General features: G+C 71.4%; 21 protein-coding genes, 1 tRNA gene and 1 pseudogene. 10 read left to right on the forward strand and 13 right to left on the reverse strand.

From position 1 onward, the window contains the following. Window positions 1-293 precede the first annotated feature (293 nt). Window positions 294-788, reverse strand: coding sequence for a CBS domain-containing protein (locus ESO89_RS00660; protein ID WP_128903763.1), 495 nt, complete (start codon window positions 786-788; stop codon window positions 294-296). Window positions 789-931: 143 nt separating this feature from the next. Between ESO89_RS00660 and ESO89_RS00665 the strand changes: the two genes are divergently transcribed. Continuing rightward, the gene (locus ESO89_RS00665; protein ID WP_128903764.1) at window positions 932-1,426 is read left to right on the forward strand and encodes a metal-dependent hydrolase; all 495 of its coding nucleotides are present in this window, start codon (window positions 932-934) and stop codon (window positions 1,424-1,426) included. A gap of 70 nt (window positions 1,427-1,496) precedes the next feature. Here the strand turns inward: ESO89_RS00665 and ESO89_RS18340 are convergent. Next, window positions 1,497-1,650, reverse strand: a tRNA-Met gene (locus ESO89_RS18340). Window positions 1,651-1,809: 159 nt separating this feature from the next. Between ESO89_RS18340 and ESO89_RS00675 the strand changes: the two genes are divergently transcribed. Further along, on the forward strand, window positions 1,810-3,087 hold the full coding sequence (locus tag ESO89_RS00675; RefSeq protein WP_164932722.1) for a DUF7115 domain-containing protein: 1,278 nt from the start codon (window positions 1,810-1,812) through the stop codon (window positions 3,085-3,087). A gap of 78 nt (window positions 3,088-3,165) precedes the next feature. Continuing rightward, window positions 3,166-4,404, forward strand: a complete 1,239-nt coding sequence (locus tag ESO89_RS00680) for a mechanosensitive ion channel family protein (protein ID WP_241686083.1) — start codon at window positions 3,166-3,168, stop codon at window positions 4,402-4,404. Here ESO89_RS00680 and ESO89_RS00685 read toward each other — a convergent pair. The 3 genes from ESO89_RS00685 to mutS all read right to left on the reverse strand — a co-directional run bounded on the left by ESO89_RS00685 (window position 4,397) and on the right by mutS (window position 10,884). After that, a complete protein-coding gene (locus tag ESO89_RS00685; RefSeq protein ID WP_128903766.1) occupies window positions 4,397-6,070 on the reverse strand; it encodes a right-handed parallel beta-helix repeat-containing protein in 1,674 nt (557 codons plus the stop codon). The genes ESO89_RS00680 and ESO89_RS00685 overlap by 8 nt on opposite strands. A gap of 133 nt (window positions 6,071-6,203) precedes the next feature. Beyond that, a complete protein-coding gene (gene mutL, locus ESO89_RS00690; protein WP_128903767.1) occupies window positions 6,204-7,985 on the reverse strand; it encodes a DNA mismatch repair endonuclease MutL in 1,782 nt (593 codons plus the stop codon). Beyond that, entirely contained in the window at window positions 7,975-10,884 is a 2,910-nt protein-coding gene (gene mutS, locus ESO89_RS00695; RefSeq protein ID WP_128903768.1) for a DNA mismatch repair protein MutS, read from the reverse strand. The genes mutL and mutS overlap by 11 nt, the downstream gene beginning before the upstream one ends. Window positions 10,885-11,034: 150 nt before the next feature. On the opposite strand from mutS, the gene ESO89_RS00700 reads away from it, so the two are divergent. Further along, window positions 11,035-11,598 (forward strand): J domain-containing protein, encoded by a 564-nt coding sequence (locus ESO89_RS00700; protein WP_128903769.1) that lies wholly within the window; start codon window positions 11,035-11,037, stop codon window positions 11,596-11,598. A gap of 53 nt (window positions 11,599-11,651) precedes the next feature. On the opposite strand, the gene mobA is transcribed toward ESO89_RS00700, so the two are convergent. Next, a complete protein-coding gene (mobA, locus tag ESO89_RS00705) occupies window positions 11,652-12,341 on the reverse strand; it encodes a molybdenum cofactor guanylyltransferase (protein ID WP_128903770.1) in 690 nt (229 codons plus the stop codon). 143 nt (window positions 12,342-12,484) lie between these two features. On the opposite strand from mobA, the gene pdxS reads away from it, so the two are divergent. The 3 genes from pdxS (at window position 12,485) to ESO89_RS00720 (ending at window position 15,576) form a co-directional block, all read left to right on the forward strand. Continuing rightward, entirely contained in the window at window positions 12,485-13,393 is a 909-nt protein-coding gene (gene pdxS, locus ESO89_RS00710) for a pyridoxal 5'-phosphate synthase lyase subunit PdxS (protein WP_128903771.1), read from the forward strand. Window positions 13,394-13,443: 50 nt separating this feature from the next. Further along, window positions 13,444-14,736 (forward strand): glucose-6-phosphate isomerase, encoded by a 1,293-nt coding sequence (locus ESO89_RS00715; RefSeq protein WP_128903772.1) that lies wholly within the window; start codon window positions 13,444-13,446, stop codon window positions 14,734-14,736. Between the two features lie 111 nt (window positions 14,737-14,847). Beyond that, window positions 14,848-15,576 (forward strand): CPBP family intramembrane glutamic endopeptidase, encoded by a 729-nt coding sequence (locus tag ESO89_RS00720; protein WP_128903773.1) that lies wholly within the window; start codon window positions 14,848-14,850, stop codon window positions 15,574-15,576. Between the two features lie 406 nt (window positions 15,577-15,982). Here ESO89_RS00720 and ESO89_RS00725 read toward each other — a convergent pair whose 3' ends face one another. Beyond that, window positions 15,983-17,275, reverse strand: a complete 1,293-nt coding sequence (locus tag ESO89_RS00725; RefSeq protein WP_128903774.1) for a DNA double-strand break repair nuclease NurA — start codon at window positions 17,273-17,275, stop codon at window positions 15,983-15,985. A gap of 159 nt (window positions 17,276-17,434) precedes the next feature. Here ESO89_RS00725 and ESO89_RS00730 point away from each other — a divergent pair. Together ESO89_RS00730 and ESO89_RS18345 are read left to right on the forward strand one after the other, a co-directional pair. Continuing rightward, window positions 17,435-17,892: pseudogene (locus tag ESO89_RS00730) on the forward strand (methyl-accepting chemotaxis protein); the annotation flags it as partial. Between the two features lies 1 nt (window position 17,893). Further along, window positions 17,894-18,052, forward strand: a complete 159-nt coding sequence (locus ESO89_RS18345; protein ID WP_164932723.1) for a hypothetical protein — start codon at window positions 17,894-17,896, stop codon at window positions 18,050-18,052. Window positions 18,053-18,069: 17 nt separating this feature from the next. On the opposite strand, the gene ESO89_RS00735 is transcribed toward ESO89_RS18345, so the two are convergent. The 3 genes from ESO89_RS00735 to arcD all read right to left on the reverse strand — a co-directional run bounded on the left by ESO89_RS00735 (window position 18,070) and on the right by arcD (window position 20,636). Next, a complete protein-coding gene (locus ESO89_RS00735) occupies window positions 18,070-18,525 on the reverse strand; it encodes a hypothetical protein (RefSeq protein WP_128903775.1) in 456 nt (151 codons plus the stop codon). Beyond that, window positions 18,525-19,037, reverse strand: a complete 513-nt coding sequence (locus ESO89_RS00740; protein ID WP_128903776.1) for a DUF2240 family protein — start codon at window positions 19,035-19,037, stop codon at window positions 18,525-18,527. The genes ESO89_RS00735 and ESO89_RS00740 overlap by 1 nt, the downstream gene beginning before the upstream one ends. Window positions 19,038-19,148: 111 nt before the next feature. Continuing rightward, the gene (arcD, locus tag ESO89_RS00745; protein ID WP_128903777.1) at window positions 19,149-20,636 is read right to left on the reverse strand and encodes an arginine/ornithine antiporter ArcD; all 1,488 of its coding nucleotides are present in this window, start codon (window positions 20,634-20,636) and stop codon (window positions 19,149-19,151) included. Between the two features lie 200 nt (window positions 20,637-20,836). Between arcD and ESO89_RS00750 the strand changes: the two genes are divergently transcribed. Continuing rightward, complete coding sequence (locus ESO89_RS00750; protein ID WP_128903778.1) at window positions 20,837-21,823, forward strand: NOG1 family protein; 987 nt, start codon at window positions 20,837-20,839, stop codon at window positions 21,821-21,823. 33 nt (window positions 21,824-21,856) lie between these two features. Here the strand turns inward: ESO89_RS00750 and ESO89_RS00755 are convergent, their stop codons facing one another. The 3 genes from ESO89_RS00755 to ESO89_RS00765 form a co-directional block, all read right to left on the reverse strand. Further along, entirely contained in the window at window positions 21,857-22,618 is a 762-nt protein-coding gene (locus ESO89_RS00755; RefSeq protein WP_128903779.1) for an SIMPL domain-containing protein, read from the reverse strand. Window positions 22,619-22,706: 88 nt separating this feature from the next. Further along, complete coding sequence (locus ESO89_RS00760) at window positions 22,707-24,989, reverse strand: formate/nitrite transporter family protein (RefSeq protein ID WP_128903780.1); 2,283 nt, start codon at window positions 24,987-24,989, stop codon at window positions 22,707-22,709. A 157-nt stretch (window positions 24,990-25,146) separates the two neighbouring features. Then, the gene (locus ESO89_RS00765) at window positions 25,147-26,418 is read right to left on the reverse strand and encodes a TIGR00341 family protein (RefSeq protein ID WP_128904095.1); all 1,272 of its coding nucleotides are present in this window, start codon (window positions 26,416-26,418) and stop codon (window positions 25,147-25,149) included. Window positions 26,419-26,513 lie beyond the last annotated feature (95 nt).

Below are 26,513 nucleotides of genomic sequence, written 5' to 3' on the forward strand. Positions count from 1 at the left end.
GGGGAGGCGTGAGGCTGCGGGGCGGTTGCGGGCGGGTGGGACTCAAAGGGGCAGCCGCGATTTCCGCGAGCGAAGCGAGCGGAAAGACGGGAGACGAAGTCTCCCGGAAGGACGAAGACGGGCGACGCAAGGACCACAGGAGCGAGCGAAGTGAGCGACGAGGACCGCAGCGAGCCCATCGAGTCCTCGCGGCTGGGGCTTTGGAGGCCGTCACTGCGGAGTCACCGATAACATATCGCCGAGCGGCTGGGGCTTTGGAGGCCGTCACCCCAGATCCACTATATCACCGATCCTTACGCCAGTCGCTTATCGCGGAACGCCCGTATCACGTCTTGGCGGGCGATGATACCGACGATCCGTCCGTCGTCGTCGACGACCGGGACGCGATTGATGTTCGGGTCGTCGCTGGCGAGTAGATCGAGCACCTCGTTCACGTCGGTGTCCGGCGTCACCGTCGCCACGTCGGCGCTCATCACCTCCGAGACGGGGCGGTCGGCGTTCCGGACCATGTCGACGCCCAGATCGAGGTCGGCCCACGGCGGCTTCACCTGATAGGTGAGCGTGTCGACGAACGGCGGCAGCCCGATCGGTATCCACAGCGTCTCGTCGTCGGGCTCGAACAGGTCGACGAGGTCGGACTCGGTGACGACGCCGACCACGCGGTCCCCGTCGTCGACGACGGGGAATCCGCTGAACGGGTAGCGGGCGAACTTCTTGAAGACGTTCGCCACGTCGTCGTCGGGGGAAACCGTCTTCACGTCTGACTCCATCAGGTCGCGGGCGTGCATACGGTCGCCGTCGCGTTGCTGATGGGTAGGCGTTTCGGCCGGAGGCGCGACGGGTTCGCGGAGTCCACGGGGCGCGTCCGGTCGCGCTGCGCACCGGGTGCGTCGACGTAACGGACTTACGCACCGGAGACGCAGTCGATCGCATGCACCGAAACGGCCACATCGGGGCGTCGCTCGTCGTCTACGCTCCGTTCGGATTCCTCGTCACTGCCCTCGCCTCGATAGAGGTCGGTGTCGTCGGCGCCGTCGGCGTCGGCTCGATGGCGATGGTTCCCGACCTCGACATGCGCGTCCCTTTCGTCAAGCACAGGGGGATAACGCACACCGTCTGGTTCGCGCTGCTCGTCGGCGTCGGCTTCGGGGCCGTCGGGCTGGCGGTCGGCTCCCAGCGCGGGCTCGTCGGGGCGCTCCTGTTCGGCGGCACCGCGTTCCTCTTCGGCGCGCTGACGATCGTCTCGCACCTCCTCGCCGACGCGCTCACGCCGATGGGTATTCGGCCGTACGCGCCCGTGCGAGACGACAAATACACGCTCGACCTGTTCACCGCGGCGAATCCGCTCGCGAACTACGCGCTGTTGGGACTGGGCAGCGTCGTCGCCGCGGTCGCGCTCGTCGCCGGCGAGGCGGTTCCGGTGTAAGGGCTCGATACGACGACACGGTCGAGCGAATCGGCGGCGTCGACGCTCGGCGACTGCGGTGTAGAGAGAATGGCCGGGGTGGGCTCCGAACCCACGATCTCCGCATGTCCCAGGTCCGAGGCTCGGCGGAGCCACGGGAAGGACGCGGACGCTTCCAAGGCGTCACCGCACCGAATCTCCGAACCCTATGAGTGCGGCGCTATGTCCAGCTAAGCCACCCGGCCTCACCTTCCCGTACCGCGATGAGACCCTTTAAGCTTCCCATCCGTCGGAAGGGTGCGAACCCGTGACAGAGCCGACGCGGGGAGGGGTTCCGACCGAGTCGGGGCCGTGGGCGACGCGGACCCCGCGGATTTATGCCCGACGGGGCGTATCTCCGGCACATGAGCCTTCCCGAACTGCTCGCGGGGACCGTCGGCGACGAGGAGGTCGTGGCCGAGGTCCCGCTCGGGGGAGACGACCGGCTCGCGGTCACGCCGACGCGGACGCTCGTCTATCGCGGCGACGGGCTGCTGTCGGACGAGTCGGTCGCGGAGTACTCCCACGACGTCGAGCGCATCGCGGTCTCGACGGGTCGCCGCAAGGCGAAACTCACCCTGGGCTACGGCCTCGACGGCGACGAGACGATCTCGGTACCGGCCAAGCGCGTCGACGACGTGCTCCACCCGGTCCTCGCCGGCGTCCTCTCCGCGAGGGGGGTCACCGACCCCGGCGAGTCCGTCGTCCGCACCTTCCGCTTCTCCGAGCTCACCCTCGTCGTCACCAGCGGCCGGCTCGTCAAACACGTCGGCTCGGCGGTCTGGGACGAGGAGTTCGAGGAGTTCGCCTACGCCGACCTCACCGACCTCGACTTCGAGGAGGGGACCGTCGCGACCGCGGTCGTGCTGGCCCACGACGGCCGCTCAGAGCGGTTCAAAGCGCCAAACGAGTCCGCGCGCGCGGTCCGGGAGACGCTCGTCGACGCCGTCTGCGCGTACCACGGCGTCGACAGCTTGGAGGAGTTCCGCGTGAGCGTCGCCGGCGGGGGGGACGACGCCGACGCGGCGGCGGACGCCGGCGGCACCACCGACTTCGGCGAGGGGCCGGACCCGCTGTCGGCCTCGCCGGTCGCGGACGCGGAGGCCGAGTCGGGGTCGGAGCCCGACGCTCCCTCGGGAACCGGGGGGGAGGGTATGGGGACGGACCCGCTCTCGTCGGGCGTCGGCGACGCCGATCCCTCGTCGACCGAGGTCGGGGCGGGTCCTGCGACCGACGACCGCGTCGGGGGCTCCGGAGAACCGGGCGGCGAAGCGACCGGCGACCGCGCGGCGGGCTCGTCGGTCGCCGCCGAGACGCCGGCCGTCGACGCCGACTCGCTCGCCGACGATCCGGCCGGAGACCCCGCGGTCGACGTGGACGCGACCGAGACGGCCGGCGGGGACTTCGCGACCGACGCCGCGGGGGAGCCGACGGCGGAGGAGATCGCGGCGGCCGACGCCGCCGACGCGGCCGCCGCGGACGCCTTCGACGGCTCCCCGTTCGAGAGCGCCGGCGTCGAGGGCGAGGACCTCGCGACGGAGGTGGCCGCGCTTCGGCGAACCGTCGAGGCCCAGTCCGAACGGATCGACAGGCAGTCCGCGCTGATCGAACAGCTGATCGAGGAGCTCCGACGCGGACGCTGACCGCCTCTCGACCGTCCCGTTCTCTCTGGCGATAGCCGCGGGGGACCATTTTTAAACGCGAGGACGAAGGGTCGAGCAGTGACCGCACCGGGATCTCGACTCGACGCACTGTTGGGCAGCGTCGCCACCGCGGAGGCGCGTCTCGCCGTGACCGCCGGAATCCTGCTCGCGACGCTGGCCGTCGGCTGGCTGCTCCTCCCGCGGGCCGTCGTGGCCGGAGAACGGATCGTCGCGCGCTGGCTGGAACGCGCCCTCGACGGACACGGAGGGGGATCGATCGAGGCGATACGGGAGGCCGTTCCGGTCTCCGTCGGGCTGCGGCTGCTCGTCGGGCTCCTCCAGCTCGCGCTGTTCGCGCTCGCCGCCGTCGCGATCCTTGCGCTGTGGGGGCAGTTCTCGGTCGTCGTCGCGGTGCTCCCGATGGCGGAGAACGTGCTCACGATCGGCGCGCAGGCGCTCCTCTCCCTGCTGCTCCTCGGCGCCGCCTACGTCGCGAGCGACGTGTTAGAGGAGTACGTCGAGGACCTCTCGGCCGACAGCGACCGCATCACCGCCCACCAGGAACAGCTTCTCAGCCGGATCATGCAGGTTGGCGTGCTGGTGATCGCGGGGATAACCGTCCTCGGGATCTGGGGCGTGAACCTCGGCGGGCTCCTCGTCGGGGCCGGCTTCCTCGGGATCGTGCTCGGGATGGCCGCCCGTCAGACCCTCGGGTCGCTCATCGCCGGCTTCGTGCTGATGTTCGCGCGCCCGTTCGAGATCGGCGACTGGGTGGAGATCGGCGACCAAGAGGGGTTCGTCACCGAGATCACGATCATGAACACCCACATGCGGAACTTCGACGGCGAGTACGTCGTGGTGCCCAACGATCTCGTCACCAACCAGGCGATCACGAACCGGAGCCGCGAGGGGCGGCTCCGGATTCACATGGAGGTCGGGATCGGCTACGACGACGACCCCGACGAGGCCAGCGGGATCGCCGAGGAGGTGTTAACCGAGATCGACACGATCGCCGACAACCCGAAGCCGTACGTGATCCCCTCCGGCTTCGGCGACTCCGCGATCCTCCTCGACCTCCGGTTCTGGATCGAGCCGCCGACCCCGCAGGCGCGGTGGCGCTCGAAGGCGACCGCCGTCGAGCTGATACAGGACCGATTCGCCGACGCCGGGATCTCCATCCCGTACCCGCAACGGACCGTGTCGTACCCGCCGGAGACGGCGGAGGCGGATGAGACCGTCGAGCGCGTCGAGCGTCTCGACGCCGACGACGAGCGCTCGGGCGGCGGCGACGGGCGGGCGAACGACCGCCCTACCTGAGCGACGCCGCGGCGTCGACCGCGTTCGACCCCACCGGTTCGAACGTCACCCGTACCACGGCGTCGACGGTCCCCGCGAACCCCCCCGTGTCGACGTTCGCTTGATGGGGAGACGGGTCGTGAACGGCGGCGATTCGATACGCACGATCGGCGGAGAGGGGCTGGTTCAGTTCGACGAACAGCACCGACTCGCACTCCCCGCGATCGCCGCCCCACGTCGGGAGCGTGACGGGCACCGCGTCCGCCTCGGCGCGGATGACGTGTCCGTCGGCCGATCGCTCGTCCTCCCCGACGAGGAACGCGCCGGGACCGTCGAACCCGTTGCGGTCGACGTCCGACGGATCGGTGACGTAGAACGTTCCGTCCCAGCACCCTTCGTCGGCCGGGTCGGCGCCCGTGATCCGCCGGTACGACTTCTTCGCGAGGTAGCCGACGAGGCCGCGGTCGGGTTCGAGGCCGCCGGCGCAGGAGCCGTCGGGGGCTTCGGTTCGGTCGGGGGCTTCGGTTCGGCCAGAATTGTCGGGCCGGTCGGTGCTCCACGGGAGAAACGCGACGCGGTCGGTGACCGACTGCCCTCCCGGGCCTTCGAGCGGGTTGTCCCGGTGGCGGGGTCCCGTCTCGTCTCCCCACCAGTTACACGTCGCGTCGATCGGTTTCGGAGACGGCGTCGGGTCCGCCACCGCGCCGCCACCCTCGTTGTCCTCGATGACGTTGCGTCGGAGCACCGCCTCGAACCCGTCTTCCGCCTGCAGCCCGTAGCCCACCTCGTTTCCGACGAGGGCGCATCCCCGCACATCGAGGAAGCCGTTGGTGTGCTCGATGCCCGGGCCGGCGTTGTTCCGAATGTCGCAGTGGCGCACGAGGGCCGGCTCGTCGAGCGGCGGAGCGTCGACGGGAGCCGTCCCGAGGCCCGGGCTGCCGGTCGCCTCGATCGGAGCGCGGTCGATGGGGGCCGTCTTGAGTCCCGGGCCGTCGTTCGCCTCGATCAGCGTCCGCTCGATCCCCGACCCGGCCGTCGCCGGGAGCAGTACGGCGCCGCCGTTCTCCGCAGCGACCGAGTCCTCGACGACCACCGTCGCGCGAGCGTCCGATCCGAGCGCTCGCTCCGCGTTTTCTCGGAACTCACAGTCGCGTACCGAGACGTGACCGTCATAGACATCGAGCCCGCAGCCACCGTTTTGACGGATCGTCGAGCCCTCGCACGCGACCGCCGTCTCGCCGTCGCTCCGCACGCCGTCGGCAGCGTTCCCCTCGATCGTCACGGACGAGAGGGTCAGGGAGCTGCCCCACCGAACGTCGACGCCTCGGCGGAACTCCCGCACGGAGAGGTTCTTGACGGTGACGTCACGGGCGCCCTCCCGGATCGAGATTCCCGCCCGGCTCCCGTCGCCGTCGAGCCGGTGTCCCCGCCCGTCAACGACCACGTTGCTCGCGGTGATTTCGATCCCCGCACCCTCGGTGGAGCGGTCGTCGTCGAGGGCGTACATCCCGGGTTCATCGATAGTCGTCGACTCGGCGATCAGCTGCGGGCCGTCGTCGTTGGTCCGCATCGGAACGGCCCCGATGCTGGCGAAGGCGAGCCCCCCGCCGACGCTTTTCTGCAGGACCGCCCGCCGCGAGTGTCCGTCCTGCGAGCTGTCGTCCGGCGGATTCACTTCGTTCGACATGATCACCGGACGAGACTCTCCCGAGCGTCATCGTTATGCGCCGGCGAATCTCGCGTTAAAAGCCAGCTACTCGCGTCTCGACGACGGCTCGTCGAGGGTTCGCTGCCCCGGTCGAGTCATCCGGACTTGCCGCTCACCGCTCCCGGCCGAACCCCGCCGCGAACGTCGCCTCGTCCACCGAGAGGACGGTCGGCCGCCCGTGCGGACACGCGTACGGGCGGTCGCACTCGCCGAGCCGGTCGAGCAGCGAGCGCAGCTCCCCCGCGTTCAGCTCGCCAATCTCGCCCCGCTTCAACGACGGGTGACACGCCAGATCCGCGAGCAGCGTTTCGCGGGCGTCCCGCGGCGACTCCCCGTTCGAGAGTGTCGCGAGCGCGTCGCGGAACGCGTCCGCGTCGGCCGCCCGGCCGAACGGCGCCGGGACGCTCCGGAGCCTGACTGTCCCCCCGCCGAACGGCTCCGTCTCGAACCCGAGCGCGGCGAGGGCGTCGGCGTGCGCCTCCGCGGCCGCCGCCTCGTCGGCCGACAGCGAGGCGGTCGCCGGCGGGTCGAGCGGGGCGGTCGGCACCGCCTCGCCGTCGAACGCCCGGGCGAGCCGCTCGTAGTTCACGCGCTCGTGGGCGGCGTGGCCGTCGATCACGAGCAGTTCGTCGCCGGCCTCGACGAGCACGTAGAGGTCGCGGAAGGTCCCGATCGGCGTCGCGTCCGCGAAGGCCGTCGGGCGCTCGCCACCCTCGCCGCCGACCGGGTCGAGCGCCCCGTCGAGCCCGGTGTCGACCTCGGCCGTTCGGCGCAGGTCGGCGCCCGTGAGCGCGTCGGCGACGACCGACTCGACCGCGTCCGCGACCGCGTCGGCGTCGCGGAGCCCGACCTCCCGCTTCGCCGGGTGAACGTTCGGGTCCACGCGGGCGGGCGGCAGCGACACGTCCGCGGCCGCCACCGGCTCACGCCCGTCCGGGAGCAGGCGCCCGTACCCCGCCCGGACCGCGGCCGCGAGCCGGTCGTTCCGGACCGGGCGACCGTTCACCGAGATCCGGACGTGATCGCGGGAGGAACGCGTCACCGAGGGGTACGCGAGTGCGCCGGACACCTCGACCGCGGTCGACGCGGTCCCGTCTTCTCCGGCGCCTTCACCCCCGATCCCGGCGCTCGCCGCGATCTCCGTCGATCGGCTCGCAGTCTCGCGGTCGTAGACGCCGAGCAGCGCCTCCGTGACCCCGGACCCGGGCGTCGACAGCGTCCGCGACCCGTCGTGGTCGAGCGCGAACGCCACCTCGGGGTTCGCGAGCGCGTAGTCGCCCACCAGCGCGGAGATCCGCGCGAACTCGGCCGCCGCCCCCGCCAGCGACTCCCGGCGGGCGGGCCGGCTCGCGAACAGGTCCTCGACGACGACGGTGGTCCCGCGGGCGCGCCCGGCGTCGGTGACGGTGGGAGCATCCGAATCGCCCCCGCGGCTCGCTCCTCCGTTCGCCGCCGTCCCGTCGACGACCACCCGCGTCCCGACCGCGCCGCCGTCGCTGGTGACGAGTTCGAGCCGCGCTGCCTCGGCGATCGCGGCCAGCGCCTCGCCGCGGAAGCCGAGCGAGCCGACGCCGACCGGGTCGCCGTCGGGCGCGAGCTTGCTCGTCGCGTGGCGCTCGACGGCGAGCCGGGCGCCCGCCCGGCTCATCCCGCGGCCGTCGTCGGCCACCCGGACCCGGTCGGTGCCGTCGCCGTCGACCGCGACCTCGACCCGCGAGGCGCCGGCGTCGAGCGCGTTGTCGATCAGCTCGCCGACGACCCGGGCGGGACGAGTGACCACCTCCCCGGCGGCGATCCGGTCGACGGTGGCGGGGTCGAGCCGACGGACGCGGGTCGTCCCCGCCGACGCCTCGTCCGAGTCGCCCCCGCCGCTGGCGCGCTCCTCACCCGTCATCGTCGACCCGCGACTGAAGGTCGTGAAGGGCGTTCAGCGCCTCGATCGGCGTCATCCGGGCGAGGTCGAGGTCGCGGAGGGCGGCGGTCAGATCTGGCTGAGGGTCGGCCGACCGATCGGTCTGTGTGTCGCCGTCGGCCGCGGAAGTCCCGTTGGTCGCGGGGTCGCTATCGGCCGCGGCGCTTGTGTTCTCTGCACGCTCCGTCTCTGCTTTTCCCTTCGTTCCCTCCTCTTCCGCGAGGAACTCCCGCAGCGAGGCGTCTGCGTCGTCGCCGTCGCCGACGCTGTCGGTCGCGGGATCGGCTCCGTCCGTCTCGGTGTCGGTCGTCCCGGCGTCGGAAGCCTCCGCGTCGTCCGTCTCCGCGGCCACGAGGTCGCGGGACCGCTCGACGACGGGCGCCGGCACGCCGGCCAGCTCGGCGACCTCGACGCCGTACGAGGAGGAGGAGGCGCCGGGGACGACCCGGTGGAGGAACGTCACGTCGCCGTCCTCGCGGGTCGCCGTGAAGTGGAGGTTGAAGGCGCGCTCGCGCTCCGCCGCGAGGTCGGTCAGGTCGTGGTAGTGGGTGGCAAAGAGGGCGGTCGCGCCCAGCTCGTCGTGGATGAACTCGGCGGCGGCGCGGGCGATGGCCCGCCCGTCGGTCGTGGCGGTGCCGCGGCCCACCTCGTCTAAGAGGACGAGCGAGTCCGGCCCGGCGTCGTGGAGGATCTCCGTCAGCTCGCTCATCTCGCGCATGAACGTCGACTGGCCCCCCGCGATGTCGTCGGAGGCGCCGACGCGGGTGAACAGCCGGTCGAAGACGGGGAGCGAGGCCGCCTGCGCGGGGACGAACGAGCCGGTCTGCGCGAGCACGACCGCGAGCGCGACCGACCGCATGTACGTCGACTTGCCGCTCATGTTCGGCCCCGTGATCACCGCGATCGACCCGCGCGGGAGGTCGGCGTCGTTCGGGACGAACGACTCCTCGGCGCGCTCGACGACCGGGTGACGGCCCCCCTCGATCTCGATTCCGGCAGCGTCCGACTCATCGCGGATCTCCGGCCGAACGTAGTCGCCCTCGACCGCGACGCTCGCCAGCGAGCGGAGCGCGTCGAGTTCCGCGATCGCGTCCGCCAGCCCCTGAATCCGCTCGGTCTCGCCCGCGACGCGCTCGCGCACGTCGACGAACAGCTCGTACTCCAAGGCGTCCGCGCGCTCCGCGGCGCCGACGATCTCCTCTTCGCGCTCCTTCAGTTCCGGCGTGTAGTAGCGCTCGCTGTTCTTTAGCGTCTGTCGGCGGCGGTAGTCGTCGGGGACCCGGTCGAGGTTGGCGTCGGTCACCTCGATGTAGTAGCCGTGGACCTGGTTGTGCCCGACCGACAGCGAGTCGATCCCGGTGCGCTCACGCTCGCTCGCCTCCAGATCGGCGACCCACTCTCGCCCCTCGTGTTCGGTGGCGCGGAGGTCGTCGAGGTCGTCGTCGAACCCCTCGCAAATCACGCCGCCCTCGGTGATCTCGGGCGGGGGGTTCGCCGCGATCGCGTCGTCGATCAGATCGCGGACCTCGGTCAGCTCGTCGAGGCGGTCGCGGAGGTCGCGGAGATGGTCGGTGCGGGGGAGGTCGGCGTCGCCGTCGGTTTTCGGTCCTCCAGCGCCGTCCGCTGCGCCCGCCTCCCCGTCCGCCCCCGCCAGCGTCGCCTTCAGCTCCGGCACGACCGCGAGCGTCGCGTGCAGCGAGCGCAGGTCGCGGGCGTCGGCGCGTTCCCGCGATATCCGGCCCACGAGCCGTTCGAGGTCGTAGGCGGCCGCGAGCGCGTCGGAAAGGCCCTCGCGGACGAGGGTGCGGTCGGCCAGCTCGCCGACCGCGTCGTGGCGGCTCCGGACCGCGTCGGCGTCGACGAGGGGACGACGGAGCCACCGTTCCAGACACCGGCGGCCGAGCGCGCAGCTCGTCTCGTCGAGGGCGTCGAACAGGGTGTCGCTGGCGCCCAGCCCGCGGTTCTCGAACAGCTCGAGGCTGCGCTGTGCGGCCGCGTCGAGCCGGAGCCGGTCGCGCGGGTCGTACCGCCGGACCCGGGTGACGTACGAGAGCGGGCCGTCGTCGCCCTGCGTGTACTCCGCGTACGCGAGCACCGCCCCGGCGGCGCGGAGCTCGGCGTTCCCGTCGAACCGGCGGTCGGGGGCGGGGAGGTACGGCTCCAGCCGCTCGACCGCGGCCCGCCGCTCGAAGGCTCCGGGGTCGTAGGCGTGGGTCGTCCAGCCGCGCTCGGCGTCGGCCGGCTCGAAGTCGGGGGCGTCCGGTCCCGCGATCAGTTCCGCGGGCGCGATCCGGTCGAGCTCCTCCGCGACCGCGTCGCGGTCGCCCGACGTGACGAGGCACTCGCCGGTCGAGACGTCGACGGCGGCGAGGCCGACGGCGTCCGCCGGGGCGGCGCTCCCACCCCCACTGCTGCCCTCGCCCCCGCCCCCGGCCGCCACCGCCGCCACGTAGTTCGTCGTCCCGGCCTCCAACAGCTCGTCCTCGACGACGGTTCCGGGGGTGATCACCTCGGTGACCGCGCGGTCGACGAGCCCGGACGCCTGCTCGGCGTCCTCGACCTGGTCGCCGAGGGCGACGCGGTACCCCGCGTCGAGCAGCGATTCGAGGTAGGGCGCGGCGTTGTCGATGGGGACCCCCGCCATCGGGTAGTCGCCGGTCGAGTCGGAGCGCTCCGTCAGCGTCACCTCGCAGACGCGGGCGACCGCCTCGGCCGCCTCGCAGAACGCCTCGTAGAAGTCGCCGACCTGGAACAGCACGAGCGCGTCCTCGTGGGCCGCACACAGGTCGGCGTACTGCGAGAGCATCGGCGTCAGCTCCTCGCGGGCGGCAGCGATCCCCGGCGGGAGCCCGGTCACCGTCTCGCGGTCCGCAGTCGGCATACCACGAGTCCGGGCGCCCGTGGGCATAAACGGTGCGGAGGCGGTCGGTTCCGGTGCGGAGGCGGTCAGTTCCGGTGCGGAGGCGTCGGACCCACCAGAACCGATCGGCCGCGCCAGAGCGCTTACAACGCTGGAGCCCCGAGAGCGCCCGTGACGAACCGCGCGATCGTCGTCGGCATGGCGGCGACGTTCATCGGGCTGACGGCCCTCCTGCTCGTCGCCGGGGTGGTCGTCTCCCCCGTCCTGTTGGCGGTCGCCGCCCCGTTCGGTGTCGTCGCCTACTTCCTCTGGTACCACGCCAGCGGCCGGCTCCGGGACCGCGTCCGACGCGAGAGCGTGCGGGCCGGCCCCAGAGAACGCGCGAGAGCCCGTCAGCGCGCGAGAGCCGCCGAGCACCGGCGGTCCGCCTACCGCTCGGCCGGCGCGACGGACGGCGGGTTCGGTCGCGGAGCGGCGGGGAACGGTCGCGGGGCTCGGTCCGCGTCCGGAGCCGGCGGCGCCAACGCTCGCGACCCACGCGACCGCGCCCCGCCGACGAGCGGGATGTCCGAGCGCGAGGCCTACGCGACGCTCGGGCTCGACCCGACCGCCGACACCGAGGCGATCCGGTCCGCGTACCGGAAGCGGGCGAAGCGGCTCCACCCCGACGGGGAAGACGGCGACGAGGCGGCGTTCAAGGAGCTGAACGAGGCGTACGAGCTGTTGACGGACTGACCGCGGTCTCGTCGGGAGCCCTCCGCTCCGCGGTCTCATCGGAATTCCGCCGATCACCGAGCGTCGGCGTCGCCGAGCGCCGCCGCGATCGCGGTCTCCGCCTCCGCGAGCTCCGCCCGCGTGTTGACGTTGGTGAACGTCCGTTCCGTGGTGCGTTCGCGGATCTCCGCGTCGCCGACGACGACGCGGTCGAGGTCGTCGATCGGCGCCAGCACCTTCCGGTCGCCGCGGGCGAGGGCGCGCTCGCAGGCGGCCGCCGTCGCCTCCGCGCGGTACACCGCCTGCGTCGTCTGGAGCCAGCGGTCGTCCAGCCGGGGGATCGCGGCCTCGCGTCCCGCGGCGTCGTCGGCGAGACCCGCGAGAAACCCCGGGTCGACGAACGGCATGTCGCAGGCGACGACGGCGACGTACTCGCCCGAGGCGGCCCGGCAGGCGTTCCGGATGCCCGCGACCGGTCCCAGATCGGGCTCGTCGTCGACCGCCCAGCGGCGAGGCAGCGGGAGGCCGTCGAGCGCGCCCTCGATCGCGTATCGCTGACCGGGCCGGCAGTTGATCACGAGCTCGTCGACGACCGGGTCGCCGCCGGCGGCGCGGTCGGCGCCCGGCGGAACGGGATCGTCGATGCCGGCGAGCCGGTTCCCGACGCGCCGAATCATCGGCACGCCGGCGAGCGGAGCGACGGCCTTGTCCCGGTCGCCGAAGCGGGTCGATCGCCCCCCGGCAAGGATGGCTCCGGTGGTCACGGATCGCCCCTCGGTCCCGAGGGACTTCGCGGTTGCGGTCGGCCGGGAGACCGGTCGGTGTCGCCGGCTTCGGACCGGATCGGCGATACCCTCCACCCCCGGCAAAGCGACCCGTTAAGTGGCCGGCGACCCACCATTCCGTCATGGCAGAGGCCACGGATCTGGAGGAGCTGAAGCGGGGGACCGACCTGGTCAAGCGCGGCTTCGCGCGGATGCAGAAGGGCGGGGTCATCATGGACGTCGTCACCCGCGAGCAGGCGCGGATCGCGGAGGACGCCGGCGCGGTCGCGGTGATGGCGCTGGAGGCCGTCCCGGCCGACATCCGCAAGCGCGGCGGCGTCGCGCGCATGCCCGACCCGAAGAACGTCACCGAAATCATCGACGAGGTGTCGATCCCGGTGATGGGGAAATCGCGGATCGGCCACCGCAAGGAGGCGGAGATCCTGGAGTCGCTCGGCGTCGACATGATCGACGAGTCGGAGGTGCTCACGCCCGCCGACGACGAGTACCACATCGACAAGCGGGAGTTCGCGTCGCCGTTCGTCTGCGGCGCCCGGGACCTCCCCGAGGCGCTCCGGCGGGTCCGCGAGGCCGCGGCGATGATCCGGACGAAGGGCGAGGCCGGCACCGGCGACGTGAATCAGGCCGTCCAACACCAGCGCACCATCAAAAACCAGATCCGGACGCTCACCGGACTCAACCACGAGGAGCGCGAGCGGTGGGCCCGCGAGCACGGCGCCCCCCGCGATCTGGTCCACGAGACCGCCGAGGCCGGCCGGCTCCCGGTCGTCAACTTCGCGGCCGGCGGCATCGCGACGCCGGCCGACGCCGCGCTGATGATGCACCACGGCTGCGACGGCATCTTCGTCGGGTCCGGCATCTTCGGCGCGGAGGACCCCGAGGCGATGGGCACCGCCATCGTCGAGGCCGTCAACAGCTGGGACGACCCCGACGAACTCGCCGACATCGCCGCCGGCATCGGCAAGGGGATGAAGGGCCAGTCGAACGAGGACATGGCCGACGAAGAGCAGCTGCAGGGCCGCGGCGTGTGAGCGAGCGCCCCGAGACCCACGCTTAAGTCCCGGTCGCTCCCACGTCCGGTATGCACGTCGACCTCGGCAACGCCCTGGAGACGACACCGGGGCTCACAGAGGAGACCTTGGAGCGACTCGATTCGCGGGTCGCGGACGCGCACGAGCGAATCGCCGCCGGCATGGCCGACGACGAGTTCGGCTACGCCGCCCTGAACCTTCCGGAGGCGACCGACCCGGACGCGATCCGCGACGCGACCGCCCGGTTCGACCGTCCCGAAGCGGTTCTGACGGTCGGCATCGGCGGGAGCGCGCTCGGCGCGGCGACAATCGCGAACGCCCTCGAAAGCGACGTGGACGCGTACTTCCTCGACAACGTCGACCCGGACGAGACCCGGGCGCTGCTCGACCGCCTCCCTCTCGACGACACCGTCGTCACCGTCGTCTCGAAGTCGGGGACGACGGCGGAGACGCTCGCGAACTTCCTCGTCGTCCGCGAGGCGATGACCGAGGCGGGCGTCGACTGGACCGAGCGCACCCTCGTCACGACCGGCCAAGAGGGAAACCTCCGTGCGCTCGCCGACGCCCACGACCTCCCCGCGCTCGACGTGCCGGACGGGGTGCCGGGGCGCTTCTCCGCGCTCTCGACGGTCGGGCTCGCGGTGCCGGCGCTGCAGGGCCACGACATCGAGGCGATCCTCGCGGGCGGGCGCGACGGGATGGAGGGCCTGTCGGGGTCGCTGTTCGAGACGCCCGCGTACGCCTACGGCGCGGCGACGTACGCGCTCGCGGAGCGCGGCGCGCTCACGAACGCCGTGATGCCGTACGCGGAGTCGCTGGAGACGTTCGCCGAGTGGTTCGCCCAGCTGTGGGCCGAGAGCCTCGGGAAGGACGGGCTCGGCCAGACCCCCGCCCGCGCGCTCGGCGCGACCGACCAGCACTCGCAGCTCCAGTTATACCGCGCCGGCCCGCCGGACAAGCTCGTCTCGCTGATCCGCCCGACCGAGCGCGCCGAGACCGCGATTCCGAAGACCGACCTCGACGGGCTGGCGTACCTCGGCGGCTCGTCGCTCGGCGACCTGCTGGACGCCGAGTTCGAGGCGACCGAGGCGAGCCTCGCGGCCGCCGACGTGCCGAACCTCCGCGTCGAGATCGACCGCGTCGACGAGCGGGGGCTCGGCGAGCTGCTGTACGCGATGGAGGCCGCCTGCGTGCTGTACGGCGAGCTCGCGAGCGTCTCGACGTTCACCCAGCCCGCGGTCGAGTGGGGGAAGAAGGCGGCGCGGGGGCTGCTCGGCGGCGGCGACTTCCCGGAGGCAGACGCCGTGGCCGACAAGCGCGAACTGCGGATCGACGGGTCCTGAGGCGGGCGGGTCACAGGAGTTCGGTGCGGCGCTGTCCCGCGAGGTCCCTCGCGAGACCGCCACCGTTCCCCTTTCGGTGCCAATAAACCGCCGCGAACCGTATCGCCGTCGATGAGCGAGTCGCCCCCAGAGCCGGTGAACCGGGTCCTCCGCGTCGTCAGCGCCGCGTTCGCGGTCGTCTTCGCCCTCCTCGTCGCCAGCGCCGTGACGAATCCCGCCGCGCAGCTCGCGGTGTCGCTGGGACTCGTCGGCGAGGGGACGACCGGGCTCCAGGTACTTCGGACCCTGCTGCAGTTCGTCGGGTTCCTCGCCGCGGCGGTCGGCTACCTCGCGATCACCGACCAGCGGGGCCTCGTGGGCGTCTCGCGGCCGACGCTCCGGGACGCCGGGCTCATCCTCGGCGGAGGGATCGTCCTGTTCGCGTTCCAGTACGGCGCGCTGTTCGCGCTCGGACGGGTCGGACTCACCACCGGACAGAACCAGGCGGTCGTCCCCGCCGGCGACCCCGTGACCTACTACCTCGTCATGATCGCCGTGTCGCTGCTCGTGGTCGGGCCGGTCGAGGAGGCGCTGTTCCGCGGCGCCGTGCAGGGCGGGCTCCGGCGCGCGTTCGACGCCGCGCCGGCGATCCTGATCGCGAGCCTCATGTTCGGGCTGATCCACCTCCCCTCCGTCTCCGGTACGCCGGGCCAACAGTGGGCCTACGTCGCCGTCGTCGTCGTGCTGGGCGCGGTGCTCGGCGTCCTCTACGAGCGCACGGGGAACGTGCTCGTTCCCGGACTGGCTCACGGCGTGTACAACGCCGTCATCTACGTCGTGTTGCTCGCGCAGTCGCTGTGATACGTCGCCGCCGGTGACGAGAACGCTCCCAAAGCCCCAGCCGATCGGCCGTACGTGATCGCTGGCTCGACAGTGAACACCGCCAAAGCCCCAGCCGCGACGACTCGCGCGACTCGCTGCGCGCTTCAGTCGCTCACTCCGTTCGCTCCTTGCAGTGCTTGCGTCGCCGTGCTTCGTCCTCGCGGCAGTGAGGCGCTTCGCGCCTCTGGCAGCCGGCGGCGAAGCCGCCGGCGACTGCCCCTTTGAGTCCCCACCCGACCGCCCCGCACAGCCTCACACCTCCCCAGCCTCGCGGCTCGCTCGGGGCTCCCTTCGGTCGCCCACGTCGCTCACCGCGTCCCTCGCGCGTGCGACTCGCAGCCCGACGGCTGCTCGTCGGCACGCGCCGACCGCGTCGACGGGTCGTTTAATACGGCTCCTTCCCCCACCGCCGGTCGTCGTAGGTCGCCTGCTGGTCGCTGTCGAATCGCTCCTCGAACTTCCGGCGGAGCGCGGCCTTCTCGCTCGCCGAGATCCGCGCCAGCTCGTCGGCCTTGCCGACCGCCTCCGGCGGCCCCCGGGTGGTCGCCACGTCGGCGAGGACCTGCCGGGTGAGCCGGTCGCGGGTCTCGGCGTCGCGCGCGAACGCGTACGGCGCCTCCAGCTTGTAGGTCACGTCGGTCCGCGGGTCGTACACGACCATGAACGTCGGCTCGTACAGCTCCGGGTCGAGCTCGCGCTCGATCCCGAGCGCGTCGCCGTCGGCGGCCATCGTCGCGTCGGCGCCGCCCCGACTGCGGAACCACGTGGTGAAGGTGAGTTCGTCGTCGACGCGGTCGGATCGGCCGCCCCGATCGCCTCCGCCGTCCCGGGTGCCGCCACCGTCACCGTCGCCCTCGCGCCGCTCCAAGAGGCGGGTGAAAAGCGCCGTGTCGTCGGGCCACGGCGGCTCGACGCCCTTCCGGGCCAGCGCGCGGACGATCGTCCCGCTGGAGGGATTCTTCACGAAGCCGGCCAGCGGCACGTCGCGCTCGACGAACCGCTCGACGAGCCGGACGTACTTCTCGACGACCGCGCGGGGCTTCGCCTCGCGGGCGAGCGCCCCGAGCTCGGGGTTGCGGTCGTCCCACGTGAACAGCTCCTTCGGGTAGATCGGACCGTCAAGGACGAGCAGGTCGTCGACCGCGTCGGCGTGATCGAGCGCGTGGGTCCCCTCGGCGAGGTATAAGGCGAGCGCGTGGACGACCCCCTCAGCGTACCGGTTCACTCTGGGGGCGTGGAGCACGCGCTGGCGGGTGTGACCGCCGTCGCGCTCGCGCCACTCGCCGTCGAAGCTCGCGGTCGAGTCGCCGGCGTGGACGGTCGCGACGATCGTCCGGTTGCGGTGGAGGTCCAGATCGCTCGGCGCGCTCGCCATCGCGGCGTGGGCCACGTCGACGACGAGCCCGTTCTTGAACGTCGTCGGGTTGATCGTGCCGGAGTCGAGCCCGTGGACCGTCTCGAACGGGCGGTCGGTGAGGGCGGCGTCGTCGATGGGCGCCCGCCGGCGCTCGTGACCGTCGAGGGGTTCGATCACGACCCGCCCGTCGCGGCGGAGCTCGGGGAGCCAGTCGCGCCACACCCGTCCCGCGAGGTCGTCGTGATCGGTCGTGTCCACGTCGCCCGCGATGCCGTACGCGAGCTGCGCGATGTTCTCGACGTGGATCGGATCGAGCGTCACGGCCGTACTGGGCGCCGAGGTAACTTAAAAGCGTTCGGCCGCGGCGCCGATCCTGCCGGAACCGGTGGCCGCTGAACGCGTTGGAGAGCCCTCCTCGCGGAGTATCAGAAGAAATACTCGGAAACCAACCTTTTTTGCCGGATCTCCGCTTCCCCGACTATGGCCGAATCAACGGTCGGGTCGATCGAGGGGAACGACGACCCGTCGGGGGTAGGGGGGCATCGTCCGTCAGGACCGGTGGAGAAGGTTCGAGAGGTCGTCCGGTACATTCCGGACGGCACGACGATTCCGAAGGAGATGTGGGGCGGGCGGCACCGGAACATCCTGATCGCGATCGTGGTGCAGGTGCCGCTGCTCATCGCGTTGGGGCTGTACGAGGGGACCGAGTCGCTCACCGGGGCGGAGATCCCGGCGGCCCCGGCGTGGATGCTCGGCGGGTTCACCGCCCTCATCCTCGGAACCGCGGCGCTGTCGAACTGGTCTCGGCTCGGCCGCCGCCAGCGGACGGTGCTCGCGGCGTTCAGCGCGATGACGGTGTCGATGGCGCTCGTCAAGCTCTCGGGGGATACATCGAGGCGCACTTCCACTTTTTCGTGTTCGTCGCCGTCCTCGCGCTCGATGTCGCAGGCGACCGCCGAGGCCGACTCGCTCGCCGAGCGGGCGGAGCGGCTTCAGGCGCTGCTCCGGGGGTTCGAGATCGGCGACGAATCGCCGGACGACCCGCCGGCGTCGGGAGCACGCAACGTCGCCGTGGGCGACGGCGGACAGGCGAACTGAGACGGCGGCCCGCGGCGCTACTCGCTTTTTCTGACCGCATCGACGACGGCCTCGAACACCGGCAGCGCCCGCTTCACCTGCACGCCGTCCTCGACGAACACCAGCGTCCGCGGCGGCCGGACCGCCTTCGGCCTGACGCGGAGCCCCGCGTCCTCGGCGGCGTCAGCGGCGACCGCGGGGAGGTCGGGGGTGTCGTCCGCATCGCCCTCCCCGGAGCTCGCGACGAACTCGAGCCGGAGCCGGTCCGGCTGGACGTAGACCTCGGCGATGAGGTCCTCGCGTTCCTTGTCCTCCACCTCGCTTTCCTCGCCGCCGCGAATCACCTCGTACGCGAGCGCGCCGTCCGGAGTCGGCTCGGCGTCGGGGTCGGCGCGGGCCAGCGCGAGGTCCCGCAGGCGCCCCTCGTTGCCGGAGAGCTCCGAGGCGAGCAGCTGGCCGATCCGGACCCCGTCGGTCAGTCGGTCGTCGACCATCACTCGGCCTCCGCGTCGCCGGTCGTCGCGTCGGCCCCGGCGTCCTCCTCGCCGACCCCGTCGCCGGCGGCGGCCAACTCCTCCCGAACGTCGGCGGCGAGGTGGTCGACCGCGGCGCCGTGCTCCTTCGCGACGAGGACCGCGGCGGCCTCGATGCTGACCGCGAGCGCGCGCTGGCGCTCGTTGATGGCGGCGACCGCGCGCTGCTTCTCGACGCCGGCGGCGACGATCGCGTCGAGCGCGGTCTCGAAGGTGGACTGCTCGCGGAGGATCGCCTCGTCGGGGGTGAACCCCTCGGGGACGGTCACGCCCGCCGGGTCGAACCGGGCAACGAGGTCGCCGTCCGCCTCGGCGACCAGCCCGCGCCCGACCGCGACGTCGACGAGCCGCTTCGCCTGATCCGGGGAGAACCAGTCCCGATCGAGCGACAGCGCGACGACGAACTCCCCCTCGCCCAACCGCTCCGTCGCTCGCTGTTTGAAGGGCACGGCGACGGCGACCTCGAGGCTCATGTGCGAATCGGGGGGCGTCGACGGCGGTAAACCTACCGGAGTGGGCGTTCGGAAAACTGGATGGCGGCGGGAGAGTCGACGTCAATCGCCGTCAGCCGCTGTCAGCCGTCGTCAGTCGTCGTCGGTCGGTGCGGGGGAGTCGTCGACGCCGGCCGAGGCGGCGTTCGCCGCTGCGGGCGCGTCGGCCGCGGTCGGCGTCGCGTTCAACGAGTAGCCGGTCGCCGCCATGACAAACAGCACGAGCGGCGAGAGGAACGCGAACAGGTAGTACGGCGCGTACTCCAGCGTCGGGACCCCGGTGACGCCCGCCATGTAGACGGCGCCCGCGTGCCACGGGAACAGCGCGCCCGTCGGCGTCCCGGCGGCCTCGACCGCGCGGGAGAGCTGGTCGCTGTCGAGCCCGAACTCGTCGTAGGTGTTCCGGAGGGTGACGCTCGGCAGGACGATGCTCATGTACTGCTGGGCGGTGAGCGCGTTGATGACGATCGCCGAGACGCCGGTCCCGGCGACGAGCGCGCCCGGACTCTTGACGGACGACGTGAACGCGTGAGCGATCACCGCGAGGACCCCCGTGCGCTCTAGGATGCCCCCGAGCGCGAGCGCGGCGACAACGACCGTGATCGTCCACGAGGAGCCGGTGAGCCCGCCCGTCGCGAGCAGTTCGTTCACTAGGTCGGAGCCCGACTCCGGCGCGGTGCCGTACATGAACGTCTCCCACGCGGCGACGAAGCCGGCCCCCTGCACGAGCAGCGTCGTGACCACGCCGGCGAACACGCCGGCGACGAGGGTCGGGAGCGCGGCGTACCCGCGCAGCGCCAGCCCGAAGGTGACCACGAGCGGGACGAAGGCGAGAAGGGTGATCGCGTACGTCTCGCCGAGTGCGCCCTGAATCTCGGCGATCCGGCCCGCCGGAATCTCCCCGCTCGCGCGGAGGCCGAGCGCGAGGAACCCGAGCACCGCGAGCCCGAAGGCGACGGCGGTGCCGGTCCGCATCCGGCGGATATGCGCGTACAGGTCGGTGTTGGTGACGCCGGCGGCGAGGTTGGTGGTGTCCGAAAGCGGCGACTGCTTGTCGCCGGCGTACGCGCCCGAGAGGACGGCCCCGACGGTCATCGGGGCGGGGACGCCGAGCCCCGCGCCGATGCCGACGAAGGCGACACCGAGCGTTCCCACCGTGGTCCACGAGGAGCCGATGGCGAACGCGACGACGGCGGCGACGACCGCGGCCGCCGGGAGGAACGTCGTCGGCGAGAGGATCTCGAGGCCGAAGTACATCAGTCCGGGAATCGTGCCGGCGCTGACCCACGTCGCGATCAGCCCGTAGATGGTGAAGATGATGAGAAGCGCCTGCAGCCCCATCACGAGACCGTTCGCGATCCCGTCGAACAGCTCCTCCCAGTCGTAGCCGAGCCACAGCCCGAACCCGCCGACGAAGGCGATACTCCAGAGGAGCGGCGGGTGCGGGTCGAGGCCGAGGACGGCCGAGCCGATGCCGAGGAACGCCACGACGGCGAGGACCGGGATCAGCGCCAGCGCCAGACTCGGGCGGCGATCCGGATCGAGGTCCTCGTAGGTCGTCGGCGTGAACGAGCGTGCCATACTCCGTGTATTCCTTTGAAGCATAAGTATGTCTCGAAATATGCGTGAGGAAGATGACGATCGTTCATCGTCGTCTGCGGCGGGGGAGAGAACGACGACCGGATCGCCGCCGACACCCCCGCGTCCGACCGTGTGCCGCCGTGTCGCGGGGGTCATCGAACGGACGGTCTTATACGCGTCGGCGGTCAAGTCGGGGCAACATGATATTTGAGGGCCTTCCGACGACTCCCCGCTCGGAGGAACTCGTCGACAAGGCGTTCTCGCGGGCGGCGCGCTCGGGGCGTGCCAAACACGGACACGAGGCGCAAGAGTCGATGCTGCGGACCGCCGGCAACGTGCTCTCGGACAACCTAGAGAACGTCGTCGTCTCGTGGCCGGACTTCGGCTTCGACGTGGACCCGTTCTACTACGAGCTCGCCGACGCCATCGTCGACGTCGACCGCCTCCGGCAGGCGCTCTCGCAGGTGATGTGGGCCAGCCGGCAGATCGAGGACCTCCGCGACGAGTACACGACGAAGATCCGCAACTCCGACGTGGACACCGCCCGGAAACACCGCAAGCAGGCGTTCGCGCGCATGGCCGACGTGATGGACCAGATCGAAGACGACCTGCGGTACGTCGGCGACTCCCGGGACCAGCTGAAGGTGCTCCCGGACGTGAAACCTGACGAGCCCGCCATCGTGATCGCGGGCTACCCCAACGTCGGCAAGTCGTCGTTCGTCAACCGGGTCACTCGCGCCTCGAACCAGATCGCGGAGTACCCGTTCACCACGAAGGGCGTCCAGATCGGGCACTTCGAACGCGACCACGTCCGGTACCAGATCGTCGACACCCCCGGCCTGCTCGACCGACCCGCCGACGAGCGCAACGACATCGAGCGGCAGGCGGTCAGCGCCCTCGAACACCTCGCGGACGTGGTCGTGTTCGTGCTCGACCCCTCCGGCGACTGCGGCTACCCCCTCGACGTCCAGCTCGAACTCCGCGAGGAGGTCCGCGAGCTGTTCGGCGAGGACGTGCCGTTCCTCACGGTGGCGAACAAACACGACCGCTTCGACGCGGTGCAGGCGGAGTCGGTCGACGCGACGATGAGCGTCACCGACGACGAGAACGTCGAGCGCGTGCTCGACATGGCCGTCGAGGCGGCCGCGTTCGAACCCGACCTCCCGACGCGCGACGGCGACGAGTGAGCGGCAGCTTTAAAAAAGAACTCCGACGGCGCGTCAGGCCTGTTCGGCGTTGTAGACGACGTTGACGGAGACCTGTACGCTCACGTCGCCGGTCTCGACGCCGGTGGCGGCGCCGGCGTCCGCGCCGTCGCTCTCCGCCATCATGGCGGCGTCGGAGACCCGGTACGGCGTTACGCCCGCGCTGGCGGTAGAGACGCTGTAGGCGCCGGCCAGCTCCAGTCCGCTGGAGTCGGCGAGCACGGTGGCGTCGTCCTCGGCGTTCGCCATCGCGTTCTCGATGGCTGTCTCGCGCACCTCGCGTTCGCGCTCCTCGCTCAGTCCGAACTCGATCCGCTGGACCTCGTCCGCGCCGGCCTCGATCGCGACGTCGATGACCTCGCCGACCGCGTCCACGTCGTCGAGCGCGATCGCGTAGCGGTGGACGCCCTGATACCGCGTCCGCTCGGGGTTCTCGCGCGTCTCGTAGGACTCTCGCACGTCGTACCGGTCGGTCCGGATGTCGTCCTCGTCGAGTCCCCAGTCGGTGAGCGCCGCGCGAACCTCGTCGTCGTTCGCGGCGAGTTCGTCGCGAACGGCCGCGGAGTCGTTGCCGGTCGCGGTCACCGCGACGCGGATCGTCGCGCGGTCCGGCTCGGCCGTGGCCTCGCCGTCCGCGGTCACCTCGACGTTCCTGTCGAGTCCCGATTCGTCCCCCGGACCGACGCCGGCGGTCCCGGTCGACCCGGCGAGCCCCGAACAGCCCGCGAGCGCGACGAGCAGCGCGATTCCGACGGCAGTCGCCAGTTTCCTGTTCATACCCTTCTCTCGTCGGGAATCCCCAATAAGCCGCCGAAAGGACAAAGAGCCGTTTGCGCTATCGGACGGGGGCGATCCGAGGCCGCGATCAGGCGGACCGGGTCTCGTCGTCCGTCCCGTCTCCGTCCGCCTCCTCCTCGTCAGTCCCGCCGTCGTCCTTCGCCTCGCTCTCGTCCCCCTCCTCGCCGTCGTCGTCCGCTTCGTCGTCCGAGTCGTCGTGATCTGAGTCGTCGTGATCCGTGATCACCGCGGGCTCCGGCGAGCGGTCGTCGTCTCCCTCCTCGTCTTCCTCGTCGGGGTCTTCGTGGTCCGTGATCACCGTCCGATCCGCGCCGTCGTCGCTCTCGCCTCGGTTACCGTCGGCCTCGTCACTACCGTGGTCAGCATCGGCAGCACTGCCACTCCGACTGTCGTCGCCGTCGCCGCCGCCGAACGCGCGATCGCCGCGGTCGGACTCGGCGTCGTCCCGCTCGGCGGCCCCGATCTCCGCCCCACTCGACGCGTCCGGATCGCGCTCAACGCCGCCGTCAGGCGGGCCGGACACCCGCCGTCCGGAGCCGAAGAGCCGCTCGCGGATCGTGCGGCGGCTGGGACGCTCGGCGAGCAGCAGCGAGCAGTCGACGTCGTGGACCACGTCGAGGTGCAGCGAGTCCGAGACGAGCCGCGAGAGCAGCCCCTTCTCCGTCGCGCCGATGATGACGAGGGTGTTGTCCGCGGCCCCCCGGGCGATGGCCCCCTCCACATCGCCGGTGTCGTCGACGATCCGCTCGGCGTCCGAGAGCCCGTGCTCCGCGGCCCACGTGGTGAGGAACCCCTCGCCCTCGGCGCGGTTCTCCGGGCCGTCGACGACGTGGAGCAGCGTCACCTCGGCGCCCGCGGTCCGGGAGAGCACGCTCGCGACCTCGGCGCCCAACGTCGAGTCCGGGCCGCCGGAGGTCGGGAGCAGGACCCGGGAGGTGTCGAGGTCGCTCTCGCTCAGGATGAGGAAGTCACAGGGGAGCTGGTTGGTCAGCTCGTCGATGGGCCGCTCCGCGCGGGCCGCGCTCCAGAGCTGGTCGTCGCCCCACCCCATCAACACCGCGTCGGGGCGGGTCCGGCAGGCCATGTTGAACACCTCCTCGAAGGAGCGGTGCGAGACGACCGTGGAGGTGGAGACGTCGATGTCGTACTCCCCGGCGGTCTCGCGGAGCCCGGACATCCCCTCCTCGGAGACATCGGCGATCCGGCCGGCGCCCGCCGACAGCGACATCCGCTCCGGCGCCTGCACGACGTGGACGATGTGGACGAGGCCGTCCTCGTGGTCGCTGGCGAGCCGGCTCGCGAGCTCGACGATCGGGCCGTCGGTCCGCGGGTTCGTGATAGGGACCATGATCCGGTGGCCCTCGTTGGCGAACAGCGTCGCTTCCGTGGCGTCCAAAATCGGGACGTGCGAGCGCCCGGCGGCGCGGCCGAGTACCCACTCGGGCACCGTGAGCCGGCGGGTCATCCCCTCGAAGCGCGCCTCCTCCAAGCGCTCCTCGCTGGTCTGGAAGTAGTTCACCAGCGTGACCAGGACCACCCCGCCGATGGTGTTCCCGAGCAGCACGGGGAGCACGAAGCCGACGATCCCTGAGTAGAGGCTGATCTCCGCGCCGTACAGCGGGATGCTGTACTCGAAGAACAGGTAGACGACCTCGGTGAAGGAGACGACGACGTGGAACAGGTCGCCGAGCGGGATCGCGAGGAACGCGAGGTAGACGACCAGCATCCGGCTCACGGAGTCGGTGGAGGCGAACCCGACCCAGACGACGCCGGCGACGATCAGCCCGGCCATCGCGGCCTTGAAGAACAGCGGAACGGCGCCGACGCCGAACCCGCCCTCGGAGATGTACCGCGCCGCGTCGACGGTGTCGCCCGTGAAGACGCCGCCGTAGGAGAGTACGAGCGCGCCGATCCCGCCGCCGACGAAGTTGCCCGCGAGCACGATCGTCCAGTGGCGAAGGAGCGTGGGGAGGCTCGCGAGCCGCTCTAAGGTCAACGCGACCGGCGGCAGCGTGTTCTCGGTGTACAGCTGGTAGCCCCCGATGATGATGTAGATGAACCCGAGCGGGTAGAGGAGCACGCTCAAGATCGGATGTGAGTCGGTCGCGGCCGTCAGGGAGGCGTACAGCATGAAGGTGATCGTGATCGCCAGCCCCGCCGCGAGCCCGCTGAAGAAGAGTTCGCGGCTCTCGGAGGTCACCTCCTCGTCCGCGGCGGCGATGATCCGCTGGAACACCTCGTCGGACGAGAAGCGGTCCCGGACGGCCTCGCCGACCGCGGGCGCACCGCTGCGGGAGCGCTCGACGACTTCGCGCATCGAATCGTCGTCGGGTCGCTGTGAGTCGGTCACTGCCGGATCACTGTCGGCGCGGTAAAAAGTAGTTCCTCTTTCGGCATGCGGGTCAGAAAAACCAACTACCGCAGGGATTACGCAAAAACCGGACCACGCGTCGAAAAGCTCGGATCAGATCGCCACGTTCGTCACGTCGACCACTCGAAGCCGCGTCTCAGGCCCGATCGATCGTCACGAGGCGCACCTCGACGCGCACGTCGGTCCCGATCGTTGCCTCGATCCGGCGGTCGAGCGCGTCGGCCACGCCCTCGACGCCGCCGGGCGGCGCCCCCACGGTGATGACCACGCGCTCGGTGGAGAGGGGCGGGACCGTTCCGGTGCGATCGACCTCCAGCTCCAGCAGTTCGAGCCCGGAATCCAGCGCGGCGAGCTCGTCGCCCGCGGCGGTCCGGATGTCGGCCTCGGTGGTCGAGGCGACGTACGACTCGTAGGTGACGCCGCCGAGAAACACCGAGAGCACCGCGATGGCGGCCGCGAGCACGGCCGCACGCTTCAGGAATGCCGCGCGCGCGTCGTCCTCGCGGAACCAGCTCTGCGGGCGGTACCCCTCGTACCAGAGCACGACCAGCGCGGAGAGGTTGATCGAGAGGACGTTCACCGCGACGATCACGCCCGCGCCGAGCACGAGCCGCGGGATCTGAAAGGCGATCCCGATCCCGACGGCGGCCGCGGGAGGGATGAGCGCCACCGCGATCATGACGCCGACCAGCGTCGCGGAGACGCCCACCATCAGCGAGACGATCCCGGCGACGCCCGCGCCGATCGCCACGACGAGCACCAAGACGTTGGGCGCGAGCCGCTCGGAGACCTCCGCGAGTTCCAGCGGGTCGAGCCCGGGCGGGACGAGCGCGAACCACCGCAACGCGAACGCGAACAGCGTCGCGGCCCCGATCGCGACCGCGACGCCGAGGACCTGCATCCGGACGCCGCGTCGGAACATGTCCTCGTCGTCGACGACCGTGCCGATCGCGGCCGACATCGCCGGGCCGATCAGGGGAGCGATCACCATCGATCCCACCACGGTCGCCGGCGAGTCGAGCAGGAGTCCGGCGGTCGCGATCACGGCGGAGATCACCGTCATCAGCACGTACGTCCGGAGTCCGGAGGCGAGATCGTCGGCCTTGGCCTGTAGCTCCTCCCGCGAGATCCGGTCGCCCCCCCGTTCGGCCTCTTCTTCATACTCGTCTTCGAGCGCCTCGAACCGCCGGGAGATGACCGTCTCGGCCGCGACGATGACCGTGTAGGTGCTCTCGTCGATCCCCGCCTCCCGGAGCCGTTCGAGCACCGGCTCGACGGCGGCGGTCGGGAGCGGGAACGTCGCGACCGCGGTGTACTCGCGGCCGCTCGTCTCGTCGGTGACGACGTAGTCGACGCCCTCGTCGTCGAGCGCCCGGATCACGGCGGCACGCTTTCCCGCCGGAATCATGACCTGAACGAGTCGCACGCTCGGTCGTTTCGCCGCCGGGACTTATAAGAGGTGGTGACCGGGGGTGGAACCGGCGGCGGGAGCCGCGGACGACG

The sequence above is a fragment of the Halorubrum amylolyticum genome, from assembly GCF_004114995.1.
Lineage (GTDB): Archaea > Halobacteriota > Halobacteria > Halobacteriales > Haloferacaceae > Halorubrum > Halorubrum amylolyticum.